The 13703-nt window shown below is 58.7% G+C and carries 12 protein-coding genes and 4 pseudogenes; 6 read left to right on the forward strand and 10 right to left on the reverse strand.

The genetic code is table 11. The features are described 5' to 3' along the window. The 5 genes and pseudogenes from TRM7557_RS20050 to TRM7557_RS20060 all read left to right on the forward strand — a co-directional run. Positions 1 to 199: pseudogene (locus tag TRM7557_RS20050) on the forward strand (IS3 family transposase); the annotation flags it as partial. Between the two features lie 47 nt (positions 200 to 246). Beyond that, positions 247 to 486: pseudogene (gene tnpB / locus TRM7557_RS10850) on the forward strand (IS66 family insertion sequence element accessory protein TnpB); the annotation flags it as partial. Positions 487 to 541: 55 nt separating this feature from the next. Further along, positions 542 to 2121: pseudogene (tnpC, locus tag TRM7557_RS10855) on the forward strand (IS66 family transposase). Between the two features lie 29 nt (positions 2122 to 2150). Then, a pseudogene (locus TRM7557_RS10860) lies at positions 2151 to 2303 on the forward strand (IS3 family transposase); the annotation flags it as partial. A 418-nt stretch (positions 2304 to 2721) separates the two neighbouring features. After that, a complete protein-coding gene (locus TRM7557_RS20060; protein ID WP_165592454.1) occupies positions 2722 to 2895 on the forward strand; it encodes a hypothetical protein in 174 nt (57 codons plus the stop codon). Between the two features lie 221 nt (positions 2896 to 3116). Here TRM7557_RS20060 and TRM7557_RS10870 read toward each other — a convergent pair whose 3' ends face one another. Genes TRM7557_RS10870 through TRM7557_RS20065 form a run of 5 tightly spaced genes read right to left on the reverse strand, consistent with a single transcriptional unit; the run spans position 3117 to position 7148 of the window. Then, complete coding sequence (locus TRM7557_RS10870) at positions 3117 to 3728, reverse strand: hypothetical protein (RefSeq protein ID WP_058290248.1); 612 nt, start codon at positions 3726 to 3728, stop codon at positions 3117 to 3119. Between the two features lie 3 nt (positions 3729 to 3731). Further along, positions 3732 to 4454: a VWA domain-containing protein gene (locus TRM7557_RS10875; protein ID WP_165592455.1), complete on the reverse strand. Its 723-nt coding sequence runs from the start codon at positions 4452 to 4454 to the stop codon at positions 3732 to 3734. 28 nt (positions 4455 to 4482) lie between these two features. Continuing rightward, positions 4483 to 6156 (reverse strand): ABC transporter substrate-binding protein, encoded by a 1674-nt coding sequence (locus TRM7557_RS10880; RefSeq protein WP_165592456.1) that lies wholly within the window; start codon positions 6154 to 6156, stop codon positions 4483 to 4485. 42 nt (positions 6157 to 6198) lie between these two features. After that, positions 6199 to 6870, reverse strand: coding sequence for a hypothetical protein (locus tag TRM7557_RS10885; RefSeq protein WP_058290251.1), 672 nt, complete (start codon positions 6868 to 6870; stop codon positions 6199 to 6201). After that, a complete protein-coding gene (locus tag TRM7557_RS20065) occupies positions 6867 to 7148 on the reverse strand; it encodes an OmpA family protein (protein ID WP_165592457.1) in 282 nt (93 codons plus the stop codon). The genes TRM7557_RS10885 and TRM7557_RS20065 overlap by 4 nt, the downstream gene beginning before the upstream one ends. 483 nt (positions 7149 to 7631) lie before the next feature. Between TRM7557_RS20065 and TRM7557_RS19645 the strand changes: the two genes are divergently transcribed. Next, positions 7632 to 8027 (forward strand): SDR family oxidoreductase, encoded by a 396-nt coding sequence (locus tag TRM7557_RS19645; RefSeq protein WP_235811457.1) that lies wholly within the window; start codon positions 7632 to 7634, stop codon positions 8025 to 8027. On the opposite strand, the gene TRM7557_RS10895 is transcribed toward TRM7557_RS19645, so the two are convergent. The 5 genes from TRM7557_RS10895 to TRM7557_RS10915 form a co-directional block, all read right to left on the reverse strand. Then, positions 8022 to 9848, reverse strand: coding sequence for a calcium-binding protein (locus TRM7557_RS10895; RefSeq protein ID WP_058290253.1), 1827 nt, complete (start codon positions 9846 to 9848; stop codon positions 8022 to 8024). The two genes, TRM7557_RS19645 and TRM7557_RS10895, sit on opposite strands and share 6 nt — an antisense overlap. Positions 9849 to 10374: 526 nt before the next feature. Further along, on the reverse strand, positions 10375 to 10674 hold the full coding sequence (locus TRM7557_RS10900) for an NIPSNAP family protein (protein WP_058290254.1): 300 nt from the start codon (positions 10672 to 10674) through the stop codon (positions 10375 to 10377). Beyond that, on the reverse strand, positions 10671 to 12650 hold the full coding sequence (locus TRM7557_RS10905; RefSeq protein ID WP_058290255.1) for a 3-hydroxyacyl-CoA dehydrogenase NAD-binding domain-containing protein: 1980 nt from the start codon (positions 12648 to 12650) through the stop codon (positions 10671 to 10673). Before TRM7557_RS10905 ends, TRM7557_RS10900 begins: the two co-directional genes overlap by 4 nt. A gap of 1 nt (position 12651) precedes the next feature. Beyond that, complete coding sequence (locus tag TRM7557_RS10910; RefSeq protein ID WP_058290256.1) at positions 12652 to 13470, reverse strand: alpha/beta hydrolase; 819 nt, start codon at positions 13468 to 13470, stop codon at positions 12652 to 12654. Further along, on the reverse strand, positions 13467 to 13703 hold a 237-nt coding region (locus TRM7557_RS10915), incomplete at its 5' end, for an acyl-CoA dehydrogenase family protein (protein WP_268873718.1). The genes TRM7557_RS10910 and TRM7557_RS10915, both read right to left, overlap by 4 nt.

The raw sequence follows: 13703 nt of genomic DNA on the forward strand, positions 1-13703 counted from the left end.
GATCATCGGTCTGTTCAAAACTGAGGTCATCAACCGGCTGGGCCCGTGGAAATCCAAAGACTATGTCGAGTGGGAAACCCTGCAATGGGCGGGCTGGTTCAACAAAGAGCGTCTGCTTGAGCCGCTCGGTTACATCACGCCAATCGAAGCAGAGGAGAAATACGAACAAGCCTTGAAATCGGACAAAGTCGCAGCTTGAAATACGGACTCAACAGTCTCCGGTAAAACCGGGGCGGTTCAGATCCGTTCACCGGAACGGTCTTCGTGTTTCCCACCAAGCGGGCCGACAGGATGAAGATCCTGTTCTGGGACGGCAGTGGCTTGGTCATGGCCTACAAGCGGCTGGAGGAGAGCAGCTTCACCTGGCCTGCCATAAGCGACGGGATGATGACCTTGAACCGCGCCCAATTCGAGGCGCTGTTTGCCGGGCTGGACTGGCGGCGGGCGCGATCCCTGGAGGCACGCCGACCGGCTGCGGCAGAGTGACTCGAGCGCCCGGTAAGCCTGCCCATCAAGGTGCGGATCGAGCTATGCTCCGGCCATGTCCAGTGCCCCACCCATCGACCTTTCTGCCATTCCCGAAGACCAGCGTGACGCTGTTCTGGCAGTGCTGCGCGAGCGGGTTGCGCTGCGGGAGGCCAACAAACGCCTGGAGCACCTCATTGCCGAGCTGAACCAGGCCGTGCATGGCAAACGGTCGGAGAAGCTGAGCGAAGACGAGTGGCGGCTGGCGTTCGAAGATCTTGAGGCCGCAGTCGCCGAGGTCGAGACCCAGCAGGACGAACAGGCTCCGCCGCAAGCGTCCCCGCTCCGGGCGGTCCGGCGCAACCGAGGCAATCTGCCCAAGGACCTGCCGCGGATCGAGAAGGTGATCGAGCCGGACAGCCTGGACTGCCCATGCGGGTGCGGCGAGATGCACCGGATCGGCGCGGATCGCACCGAGCGGCTGGATATTATTCCCGCGCAGATCCGCGTCATCGTCACCGTCCGGCCCAAGTATGCCTACCGCGCCTGCGCCGACGGCATCACCCAGGCACCAGCCCCTGCGCACCTGATCGAGGGTGGTCTGCCGACCGAGGGTGCCATCGCGCATGTGCTGGTCAGCAAGTTCTCGGACCATTTGCCGTTGTATCGGCAGAGCCAGATCCTGGCCCGCTCCGGGATCGACCTGCACCGCAGCACACTCGCCGATTCGGTGGGGACAGCCGCCTTCAACCTCGGTCCCGTCGTCGACCGGCTGTCTGAGCACCTGAAAGGATCGGGCAAGCTATTCATGCCCTCTCGGCAGCATGCTTTGCATGCGCCTGCCGGGTAATAGACGAGACCACGGCGCCGGTTCTGGACCCAGCCCGCGGCCGGACAAAGACCGGGTATCTCTGGGCGCTGGCCCGGGACGACCTCGGATGGGGCGGTTATGACCCGCCCGCGGTCGTGTTCACCTATGCTCTCGGCCGCGCCGGGCAGAACGCGGAACAGATCCTGCAGGGCTTCGATGGCACCCTGCAGCTGGACGGCTATACTGGCTACAACCGGCTGACGCGCCCCTCGCGGAAAGGCGGCGGGCCGGTCACGGTCGCGCACTGCTGGGCGCATGCCCGCAGGAAGCTGAAGGAGGTCTTCGACCGCGACGGCTCGGAGATCGCCGCCGAGGGACTGCGCCGGATTGCGGAGCTCTACCGCATTGAGGGTGAGATCCGCGGCATGGGCCCCGGCCAGCGGCTGTCGGCCCGGCAGGCCCGCACCGCGCCGCTGGTCACCTCATTCGGAGAATGGCTGCAAAACCAGCGCTGCCGGATCTCCTCGAAGTCACGCCTCGGAGAGAAGCTGACCAATATCCATCGTCAATGGGACGGGCTGCAGACCTTCCTCCGCGACGGCCGCGTCGAGATTGACTCCAATGCTGTCGAGAACCTGATCCGTCCGATCGCATTGACAAGGAAGAATGCGCTTTTTGCCGGCCGCGACGAAGGCGGCCGCATCTGAGGCCGCATTGCTTCGCTCATCGCCACGGCGAAAATCAACGGCGTCGAGCCCTTCGCTTACCTCAAGGCCATCGCTGCAGGTTATCCAGCCAGCCGGATCGACGAGCTCCTGCCTTGGAACTATATGCCGTCAAGCTGATCCAGGGGGAGGTGCAGACGCCGCTTATGTTCAAAGTCTCGATGTCTGGCAAAGGCAATTGCTCCGACACTGCAGCGGTCGAGGCGTTCTTCAAAACCATCAAAGCCGAGCTGGTCTGGCGAAGGTCATGGAAAACGCGCCGACAGGCAGAGATGGCGATCTTCGAATATATAAACGGCTTCTCTTAATCATCGGACTCCTCAGTTGGAGAACAAGCTAACCTCAAATCGAGGACATTTCAGGGGAGCAGGTTAATCCCGTCGACTTCCAAAAGACACAGAGCAATGTAAACCAAGAAAGTTTCTACAAATCTAGGACAAGTCAACCTAGCGTTCCTGCAAATCCCTCAATCCTGCCCATAGATTCCGAGGTCAGATATAGGACCAATTCAGCGGGGTAGGTCAGGGCCGGACGAGAGTGCGACGGATGGGTCGGCGTTTTAACAACAGGCTTGGTGGGACCGGCCGCAAAAAAAAATTGTATGTTTTGCTTTGTCACAAAAATGTCACATGCTGCAATGCAGGCAAGATGCCGTATATCTTATGTATATACAATGAGATTGCATCTGCTATACACATTGCATCGCTAAGGAAGCTCAACGTGGCCGAACCAAACGGAAAGAAGACCAAACATGACAGTCAGTTGGTCATTCGTATTAAAAAATCCGAACGCGACCGGTTCGTGTCTTTGTGTGATGAGCTCGACACTTCTGCCGCTCGAGAAATCAGGCGATTTATTCGCGGGTTCCTGGCAGAGCACGGCGACCCTGACTGAGCGTTTGGACAACAGGAAAGGACTTCTCCAATGGCGAAGAAATCCGTGATCAAATCTCTCAAAAAAGACGTCAAAAAGCGCCAGACACAGCTTAAGAAGGCCAAAAAAGCCCTCAAGAAAGCGCTCTGAACTGTCGTTTGACATTCAAGGGGGCCTGCGATTTCGCGGGCCCCCAAATTATTTGGTGTCGGCGCAGGGCAATCCCCGGGCGCTTCGTCACCTTAATCCGGTTGGTTCAATTGTCCGTCTTTGCGGTGGGCGCAGGTGTCGAGCCGCCGGCTGGCCGCGGTGCCGGGAACCAGCAGTTCCGCCTTGCGGAAATAGGCGCGTAGTTCTTCTTTGACGATGCCTAGCGTTTTGCGCGCCTCGCGCACGGTCTTGGTTTGCCACTCCGGCGCTTCAAGCGGGATCAGGTGCAGGTCTTTGCCCGCCAGATTGTCCATCGAAAAGCCCACACCCAGTCGGAACGAAGGAATATGTGCGTCTTCAAACCGCCAATGCTTTGGGTATTCCGTCGTGGAAACTTTGATAAAGAAATCAACGATTTCACCGGTGATGTCAGAGGCGGCACCCATTGTGGCACCGATCACAAAAGCCTCGTCCTGAACATGCAAGCCCCGCCCCAAGAGCACATGAATGCAGTCATGGCGGGCCAAGCCGATCGCGCCAGGGAGCGCGTCCGGGCTTTCGGGGTTTTCATATTTACGAATGATTTCGGGCACATCCTGGGCCTCTGCCGCAGGCAGGGTGGCCAGAACCTCTGCAAGGGTCATTTCATCGGTATCAAGCCCCGGATTCCATTCGTCCCAGTTTAGATCTACGCGGCGTCCCATAAGTTATTCCCCCTGTCCGCCAAATTCCGTAATCGCCGAGAAGTCAGTGTTTTCCGCCACTGCGGCTTCCAAGGCGCTTTGCAGGGCTGCGACGTTGGACACATCGACAAAACTACCAAGATCCGCGCGGCGCAGGACATGGCCGCCTTCGATGCCGATGCCGATCGTTGTGACCTGGATCGGGGTAGAGGTTGCCAGCGTCTCGATCTCTGCATCCAGCGCCTCACTGTCATCGGCGACCCCATCGGTGGTCACAATCAGGCGAAAGGTGCCAAAGCCACGCACGGCAGCGGCCTCTGCCTCCAGCAAGTCTTGCGCCGAGCGGATTGCGCGGGTCAGTGGCGTGCCACCGTCGCTGACAATGGGGGACAGCAGGGCGGGTAGGTCAGATTTCGCCTCTGCTACCGAGGCGAAGGGGAGAACCGTTCCTGAATTCAACGCCACCACCGCAACGCGATCGTCGTCCTTCATCGCATCCAGCGCACCAATCACGGCCTGTTTGGCGTCGTGCATGTCTTTGCTCATGGAGCCGCTGTCATCCAGAACAATCGCGGTTACACGTCGGTTGGGGTCCGGCTGTGCTTCAACTGAGCTTGAGTTCAGATTGGGCCAGGCTGCAATCGCCGCCCAGTTCGGCTCTATCGAGGTCGATTTTCTGAGGGTGCCGTTTTCCGACGTGCCATTCCAAACCAGCGCGCCAAGAACGCCGAAGAAGAGGATAGTCATTAGAACATTTTTCTTCATCATGACCTCCTTAGTTCAGCGGTGAGAAGGTTGTTGCCTCGGCCTGGACCGTCAGCACCCGGAACACCACACGCATGTTTTCGCGCCATTGCGCTTCTGTTGCGGGCGGGTTGTGACGCGGGTTTGAAATGCCAACGCCATCGACAGTGAACTGATCGCGGTTCATGCGAACGCCTAGGTCCGACGCATAGCCGCCCAGTGCATCGACTACTGCAATGGCGCGGTCCATCGACAGGTTCTGGGTCGAGGTGCGAATGGCGCGCAGTTCGGCATTGTCAGCCCCGTCCTGTTCCCGGCGCAAAAAGTGCAGCGGGTCAGAATGCCCTTCGACCGTAATGATTGCACCGGAGTAGGTGGACGCAAGGCGCAGAATTTCTTCGAAATCCTGCGCATAAAGCGAGATTGGGAAAGAGGTGCTGTCGGGTTCAAAAAACACCTCGAAATCGATCTTGGTATTTGCATCCAACTGCCCGGTTCGGCGCAGCTTTTGTACGGCGGCGGCGGCGGCTTCGGGGTTGAAGGCGGCGATTTGGCGGTCGTCCAGATTGCTCAGGCCTTTCGCGAGCGCGGTGTAATCCCACTCTGCGGTGCTGAGGTTCGCGGGGGCGTCCAGACGATCTGCACCGCGCAGGGCCACGTTCACTTCTTCCAGCAGCACATCAAAGCGGCGCGCCTCGCGGGGGTCGCTGAAATGCTTGGCGTTGCCCGCCCAGCCGTCTGTGATGGCATCCTGCCAGAGGAACACGCCTTCTTCCGTGGGCAAACCGCCCAGAAATTCTGATGCCATCAGGGATGCCATTTGGGTTTGGCGTTTATCGCTCGGGTCAGCCATGAACTGCCGCATCTCTTCTTCGGCTTTGAACAAAAGATTGACCATTTGTCCAATCGCGTCCCGATTGGCATCAAAGTAGTCTGCGCGCACGGCGATATAGTCGCCGATCACAGAAGCGGCTTCTTGGGTGGAGATCAGAATTGTCGCCCCGCGGACAGAGCCCTCGGCGCCGGTGCCAACGGCCCCGCCCGAGGTCAGGAAACGCGCATCCGGCAAAATAACCGCTGCTGCATCCGCGCGCCCATCTGCCAAAGCTGCCGCTGGTGTGTCGCCGTCGCCGGTGAGATCGGTGACCCAGACGATCTCGATCTCGTCAAAAGACACGCCGCCATCGGCCAGAATGCGGCCAACGAAGTCCACATGCGGACCATTGGCCTGAATGGCGATTTTCTTGCCCTTCAGGTCAGCGATGCGGGTGATGCCATCCCCAGCCACAATGCCATCTCCAGCGGAGAAGGAGTGTTTGAAAAACACGATCTGTTCGGTGCGCGCATCAAATTCCGTCACCGGGGCTGCAGACGCAAGCATGCCCAAAGTGCCGCGCAGATAGGGGGTTTCGCAGGAGAGATAGGATTTCAACTGCGATTCAAAACTGTCAACCACGGAAAGGGACAAAGGCAGGCCTGCCTGGCCCAGAACCCCGCCGGTGTTTTCCAACGCCCCACCATTGGCATAAGCCACAACACCATCTGCGCCCCAGGCGATCACCGGCATGTTTTCGTTCCAGCCCGCTGCGCAATCGCGCACAGGGTCGGTCACCACGTCGGCCAAACGGTCGCCGGCTCCGGCCAATGCGGTTTGCGCACCCAAGGTCAAAGCAAAGGTCAAGGCGGTCAAAATTGGATGTTTCACAAACATTCTCCGTCTTTCTCAGTTTAGGCGGTCGGGCTTCGTTCAGGCCGACGGGCCGGTCGTCTTTTTAAAATTATGCGGGCGGAGCAGGGTTTCAGCCACGCCCGAAGAGGTTTCAACTTCTGCCAATAATCCGCGCGCGGCCATCAAATCGGTCGCGTCAAAGGCAGCCTCTAGCGCGTCAATCGCAGTGGCCAGCTTTTGGCGCGAGGTATCTTCTGTTTCCGCCTGCTTGCGCTGGCGCAGGGTTGCGTGCGCAAGTGCGGCATCTTCAATCAATTTTGAACGGATCAGAACCGCGCGCAGATCGCGCAGCCGATCCGGCGTATAAAACAATTCTCGGGCCGCGGCGTCGAACCGGTCAGCTGTACCGAGGACACGTTCCGCCATGTCTTTACGCATTTTTCCTGCGCTTTTTCGCAGGACTTTCGCGCGGCCGTGGGCGCGCTCAATCGCTTCAAGCACATTTTCGGCGGTGTCGCCGGTCAGTCCGTGGCGTGCTTGAAACGCCATGCGCAGGCGCTCGGCTTCGCTCCAGACCCAGCTTGAAGGGGCGAAGGCAACAAGGCTCAACGTTGCAACAAACGCCAGCCCGCCCGCCGCCACAATAGCAAAGCCTTCAAAAGGCAGGGGAAGGCGCATGAACCAGGCAAACGCCGCGGCAGCACTCGCAGCCAATAACCCGCAGATCCACAGCGTCAGACGCGGTTTCATTTGCGCATTTGGAGTATGACCTCCACCCGAGACAGACGGGATTGATGGGCGCGCGTGCTTTCACCTTCCATTTTAGGCAGCGGCCGCCCGCCGCCCAGGCCCTGCACCGTCATTCTGTCCGCGGTGATCCCTAAATTTTTGGCGACGGCGCGTGCAAGCTCGGCCCGTTCCAGGCTCAGGTTGAAATTGGCGGCGGCGTCACCGGTGCTGCCGCTGTGGCCGAAAATTGTGACATGGATCCGCTCATCCTCCAGCGCACCGGCCAGAAAACCGCGCAAACGTTCACCGTCCTGTCCCGCCCAGGTCAGCCCTCGCGAGAAGCTGAAGTGCTGGCTTTCAGGCGTGCTTAGGCCCCCATAGAGACCAAGGGCAACCGCCGACGCAGCTGTAACAGCAGATAAAGCTGCCGCGACAAAAGCGCGGCGGGGAAGCACAGAGAAGCTCATACAACAAACGTCATTTTAAAATCGCAAACCATGGCGCGAAGATAGGAGCTATCTGGTGCGAATCCAAGGGCCACGTGCGGGAAGCGACGGAAAAAGAAAGAAATTTTCGCTTATGGGTTTGGGCTTTGTGAGAGCTGGCAAGGGAACACGGGTGGGTCTGCAAGGGAATGCATCTATTGGGGGCGTTCGAGTTGGGGGCGAAAACGCGGGCAGCTCAGGGCGCTAGGCGTGCCTCGTATCGACATCCCAGGACCCGCAAATGGGAGATCAATCAGCATGACAGATCACGGCACATAAGGCAGCAAGGTGGCAATCGTGTCAGGAGGCAGCTCCTGGATCGGCAAAGCAATCGTAACGGGGCTTGTTGAGAAAGGCGCAAGTGTTCTAATCACCGGCCGAAATGGGAGCAGGCTTGCCGAAGTTGCAGCCCAAAGTTCGGCTGCCGAAGTCCACGGCGGTTTGTGGGGTGTTTGCCTTGCAGCCTGTTTCTTGTGCGCAAGAAGCGCCTGCATGGGGCATAGCAAAGATATCATGCCCTGTGCGCGCCTCGGCTCTGATGGCACGAACAAAGGTTCTTTCGCCTGGATCTTAACAATTGGTCTGAAACAGGTTCGGGCGCTTTCCCCACCTATTCGTCACATACGAAAGGTGGGGAGGCGGTCTGTTTTACAAGGGTCACGGCCCGTTAGGGCCGCGACCCGCCTGTTATGACACCAAAAGGTCGTCGGCGTAATTGGTGACTGTTTGGCTTCCGTCATCATAGATCATGGTCCGGGAAACCCGATCCCCGTTTTCATCAAACGCGATCGAGATGCTGGACCAGCTGTAGGCGTCTTCAAGGTCCAAATTCTCTTGGTGACTGCGGACCCCATCCTCGTAAGATGTCACGATGCTGCGCCCATCGTCATAAAGCGTTTGGCTTTCGGTCAGTTCCCCCTCTGCATCAAACAGGCGTTCTGTGCTGTTCCAGACAAAGGCGTCGGCTAGATCTTCAACCGCATGTGTTGAACGAACCCCATCGACAAAGGTGGTCGAAGCCGCACGCCCATCATCGTAGACTGTATCAGAGGACAAAATGACGCCGTTTGCATCATACGTTGTGGTGCGGCTTTCCCAGGACTGTGTGTCACCCAGATCAGACACCACCTGCTCGCGACGCACATCGTCCGTGTAGTGAGTTACAGCCACGCGCCCGTCATCAAAGGTCATTTCACGCATAATGCGTGCGCCGTCTGCATCGAATGTGTCGACATAGCTTTCCCAAGGACGTGTATTGTCGCTGTCGGTGACGGTTTCAGGCGGTCGCGCGGCAAAGAAACCATCGACTGTGAGCGTGCCATCAGCGAATTGCACTGCTTCAACATCCAACAGCTGATCCGTGCCCGCATCTTCCGCTCTGTTTGACACGACGGTGAACGCCCCAAGCCCGAGGTCGGTGACATCGTAGTCGCTGAAGTTCCCTTCATAGACAACCGTGTCCTCACCCTCGTCGCCGTGGATCACATCGTCGCCACCGCCGCCGCTCAGCAGGTCATTGTCTGCTCCACCATAAAGGTGATCTTCTGCATCACCGCCTTCCAGCGTGTCTTCGCCTGCATTGCCATTGAGCACATTGAATGGCTCTCCGACCGTGCTGCCCATTGTGGATAGGAGGTCATCACCCGCTCCACCGGACAGTTCGTCACCTCCGCCAAAGCCAAAGAGCGCATCATTGCCGCCACCGCCGTTCAAGACGTCCGCTTCACCCACACCGCCGATCAGCAGATCCTCGGACAGAATGCCGTCTTCAGTGCCGCGAAGGGCAAAGCTCGTTGTGACCTCACCATTCCAATACGCCAGATGCGACTCCGGCACGACATAGCCTTGCAGCAACAGCGTGCTCTCGTAGGAGGTGCCCGCGCCAAAGGTCAGCAGCGTGTCATTGCCTTCATAGCGCGCATCCAGCGAAACAGAGCCAGGGCCAAACAATGGAACGCGAAGATGATCTCCGTCGCCGAAATCGGTGATCGTATCATTCCCAAAGCCGGTGGTCTCGTCGCCGAAAAGCCCGCCGAGATAGATTTCAAAGTTGTCTTTCCCCGCGCCGCCGGTCAGCACATCGTCGGCGGTGCCGTCGCCCGGGTTGAACTGGTCATCGCCCGAACCGCCAATCAGCGTGTCCGCGCCGGTTCCGCCTTCAAGCGTGTCGCGCCCGTCACCGCCTTCAAGCAGGTCATCGCCACTGCCCCCGTCGAGCCAGTCGGCCGCATCGCCGCTTTCCAGCGTGTCATTGCCCTCAAAGCCATAAAGCGAATTGCTAGTGCTTCCGGATTGCGCTCCAACAGTAGACACGCTGTCATTGCCCAAGCCGCCGGCCAGTTCATCGCCGCCGCCGAGGCCCTCGAGTGTATCGTTGCCCGCGCCGCCATCCAGATAGTCCGGTGCGTCGGCGGTGCCCACCAGATGGTCATCGATAATCAAACCATCCTGCGGGCCAGTGATGGCGCTGCCTTCAATGGGGGCAAAAGACTCTGTCGGGTAAGTATCTGACATGGAAAACTCCGCGTTTAAAATTCCCCTCGGACGGAATACCCATCGTGTTAAAATCCCCTTAATTCAGGAGGCTAGCGCATTGATTTTTGGCGGATTTCATTCTGTCGAGCCCCGTTGAATTCATGCAAATTTTCGGAATTCAACCATCTCGTTCAGCTGGGCCTTGGGCGAAGATGTGGGGTTTTGAAATCAACCGCTTTTGGACGTTGCTGGCGGCGATGTGTCTGGGTTTCAATCGGTCAAATCATTGGGGCACGGCGTCGCAGCACCAGCCTCCCGCAGCCCAGCAGGCTGCCGCTGGTTTGGCCCTTGCCCAGCCTCATGTTTAGACGGTGAATTTCACTATCTTCAAGCCGCCCTAAACGGTGACCTGACATGGCAGCACGGCGAGGGTAAGCTTGGGCCGAGTTTCGTATATAAAAAGTCATCGGCGCGGGCGGCCTTTGAGGGATTTGCGCTTTTCTGGTCGCAGTTGTGCAAATGTCGACAGTCACCCCGCCGGTGTCTGCGACGCGCAGCAGGTCCACTAGAGCAATGGTTTCAAAATGCGGTTTTCCTGCGCCACGACCAGTGGAGCCGCTTTTTTGATGTAGGAGATCCAATCCTGATCCTGAAACAACGCAGTCCGACGTGTCTCGCGATCCTCAAAACTCTCGTAGCGCCACAGATGGACGACCTGGTTCTGCGGGCCAACCTCGGTGACATAATAGCCAAGCGGTTCGCCAAGAATTTTCGCCTGCACGGGGTAGCCTTCGGCCAAATAGAGGTCGCGGTAGGCAGCGATCGCGCCGATCTGGAGCGTGTATGTGCGTTGTTCGACGATCATGCTGTGTCCTTTCCCAAGCGGGCTTGTGTGTCTGCCATATACATTGGCCCGCCCCTCCAGCGCGGGAACCCATAGGCGTTAATCATGGCAACATCTATGTCAGCGGCGTTGTGAGCAATCCCTTCATCAAGGATGCGCTGGCCTTCGGTTTGCATTGCGGAAAGGATCCGAGCCATGATCTCTGCGGCTGCAAAGCCCTGCCGCGTGATGCCTTTGCGTTTGGATTCCGCCAGTATGAGAGCTTCCACCTCTGGATCGGGTCTGGCTGTTTTTCCATCTTCATAGCGATAGTAGCCGCGTCCTGTTTTGCGGCCCAGATGTCCCTGTTCACAGAGCTTATCCCCGATATCGACATAGCGCAGCGAAGGGTCCCGTGTTGCGGCCTGACGCTTGCGCATGGCCCATGAAATATCCAGCCCGGCTAAGTCCTGCATTTGAAAGATACCCATGGGCAGGCCAAACTCTGTCATGGCGGTATCGATGTCCCAAGGCAGGGCCCCGTCCTCGAGCATGTATTCGCATTCGCGACGATAGGCCGACATTATGCGATTGGCGATAAACCCGTCGCACACCCCAGACAGCACCACGATTTTGCGAAGGGATTTGGCCAGTGAGATCGCTGTGGCCAGTACCGCGTCAGACACGGCTGTTGGCACCACCACTTCGAGCAGCTTCATAATGTGAGCAGGCGAGAAGAAATGCAGGCCGATGACGCGGCTTGGGTCGCCGGTTGCATCTGCGATGCTATTCACGTCCAGATAAGAGGTGTTGGTCGCCAGGATCGTATCCGGACGCACCACCGCTTCGACGTGTTTAAACACCTGCTGCTTGACGCCAAGGTCTTCAAACACGGCTTCAATGACCAGATCTGCATCTGCCAGCATGGTGTAATCAGCCCCTGCTGAGAGTGCTGCCAACAGGTGTGTATGTTTCGCTGGGCTGATCATGCCGCGTTTCAGGCTGCCGTCCAAGGTTGCTTTGACACGCGCAGCGCCCTGATTTGCGGCATTTTGATCGCGCTCGATTAAAGTGACTGCAAATCCAGACAGCAAACAGGCCGCCGCGATCCCTGCGCCCATTGTTCCGCCGCCGATCACCCCGACGGTGCTTATTTTGCGGGGTGCAACATCCTTGAGGCGGTCTATTTTTGTGGTGTTGCGTTCGGCAAAGAAGACGTGGCGCATGGCGGCAGATTGCGGATGGCTGCGCAAGATCTGAAAGGCGCGACGCTCGGCTGTCAACGCCGCGTCAGGCGGCAGGTCCAGCGCATTCTGTATCGCCTGAATAATGGCTTTTGGCGCGTCTTGAGCTCCGGCCTTTTGGGCAATCTTGCTCAGTTCCGCTTCAAACGCAGCAGTGTCTTTTGGTTTAATGGCGGGGCGCGACAAAAGCGTCGGCGGCAGGGCTTTGCCGACAATGCTTCGCGCGAATTGAACCGCGTCATGGAGCAGGTCGCCCGCTGCGATTTTGTCAATCAAGCCGTCTTGGAGGGCAAGCTGTGCTGAGACCGGTTTGCCGGTCGAAATCATGTTTAACGCGCGTTCAGCGGCAATTAGGCGGGGCAGGCGGACGGTGCCGCCAGCGCCTGGCAGCAGGCCCAGCTGCACTTCGGGCAGGCCCAATTTGGCCTCAGCCGCGGCCAACCGGTAGTGGCAGCACAGGGCGGTTTCCAACCCACCACCCAGAGCCGAGCCATGGATCGCGGCCACCCAGGGTTTCGAGGCACCTTCGATTTGCAGTAACAGGTCAGGCAGGGCGGGGTCTTGTGGCGGCTGGCCGAACTCTTTGACATCTGCACCCGCAATAAAGGTCCGGCCCATACAGTGCAGAACCACCGCGTTGACAGTGTCGTCAGCCTCGGTTTGCCTTAGCGCTTGCTCTAGGCCAAGGCGGACAGAATGGCTGGCTGCGTTGACCGGCGGGTTGTCGATTGTGACAAGGGCAATGCCGTTATCGCAGGTCACTGTCACGCTCATTTCACTCTCCTACAAAGGCTTGGCACAGCGGGTGATCGGCGGCTGTCAGACCGTCCACCACGTCAAAATGATGCCGCTGCGGGTCCGCTACCAGCCGGGTGTCAGCCCCTTGGCGCCCCCAGTTTTCAACAAGCAGAGAGGATTGCCGCAAAAACTCGGGGCGCTCTGCTGCACCGACCCAAGCGATTGTTTCTATCCCCGCGCGCGGGGGCTGCAGGGCGGTGCTTTCGACTGCCGCACTCTCCTCGGACAGTTGGAGGTTCGTGTTCATACTGTGCAGCATCAGAGGGCGCAGGTCGTGCAGTCCGCTGATGCTCACGACCCGCGAAATGCGCGCTGCGATTTCGGGAGGGAGGGGGGCGTTCTGGCAAGCCATACGTGTGACCAGATGACCGCCAGCGGAATGTCCGGCCAGATGGATCGGCCCCGCCACCCGCTGTGCGGCCCGTGAGATCGCCTGTGCCACCTGGCGGGTGATGTCAGGCAGGGTGGCTTCGGGTGCGAGAACGTAACTCGGCAAGGCGACGGCCCAGCCATGCGCCAGTGCGCCTTGTGCCAAATGCGACCAGCTGGATTTGTCAAAATCCAACCAATAGCCGCCATGCACAAATACCGCGAGGCCTTTGGGCGTGGTGTCAGGGGTAAAAAGATCGAACACTTCGCGCGGGTGCGTGCCATAGGGAATGTCTAATTCCCCCATGGCGGTTTGGCGAAACGCCGCCGCAGCGCTGCGCCATTTTTCCAGATAGCTCATGCCATCCGGAATATAGGCCGCATTGGCAAAGGCGTCTTCCCAATCGATGCCAGACGCGTCGGTCATACGAAGGCCTGCAGGCCGGTTTGACCGCGGCCCAGGATCAGGGCGTGGACGTCGTGGGTGCCCTCATAGGTGTTCACCGCCTCAAGGTTCATCACATGCTGGATAATGCCATATTCATCCGACACCCCATTGCCGCCATGCATGTCGCGGGCTTCGCGGGCGATGGCCAGCGCTTTGCCGCAGTTGTTGCGCTTCATCAGGCTGATCAGCTCGGCCGAGTTCTTGTGTTCGTC

This window comes from Tritonibacter multivorans, from assembly GCF_001458415.1.
Taxonomy (GTDB): domain Bacteria; phylum Pseudomonadota; class Alphaproteobacteria; order Rhodobacterales; family Rhodobacteraceae; genus Epibacterium; species Epibacterium multivorans.

What these genes read in the sequence shown, in the direction of transcription:
- TRM7557_RS10870 (WP_058290248.1), bottom strand. Translation starts at nt 3,728, where the DNA reads ATGGGACGCCGCGTAGATCTAAACTGGGACGAATGGAATCCGGGGCTT.
- TRM7557_RS10900 (WP_058290254.1), bottom strand. Translation starts at nt 10,674, where the DNA reads ATGATCGTCGAACAACGCACATACACGCTCCAGATCGGCGCGATCGCT.
- TRM7557_RS10885 (WP_058290251.1), bottom strand. Translation starts at nt 6,870, where the DNA reads ATGAAACCGCGTCTGACGCTGTGGATCTGCGGGTTATTGGCTGCGAGT.
- TRM7557_RS10875 (WP_165592455.1), bottom strand. Translation starts at nt 4,454, where the DNA reads ATGACTATCCTCTTCTTCGGCGTTCTTGGCGCGCTGGTTTGGAATGGC.
- TRM7557_RS10905 (WP_058290255.1), bottom strand. Translation starts at nt 12,650, where the DNA reads ATGAGCGTGACAGTGACCTGCGATAACGGCATTGCCCTTGTCACAATC.
- TRM7557_RS10895 (WP_058290253.1), bottom strand. Translation starts at nt 9,848, where the DNA reads ATGTCAGATACTTACCCGACAGAGTCTTTTGCCCCCATTGAAGGCAGC.
- TRM7557_RS10910 (WP_058290256.1), bottom strand. Translation starts at nt 13,470, where the DNA reads ATGACCGACGCGTCTGGCATCGATTGGGAAGACGCCTTTGCCAATGCG.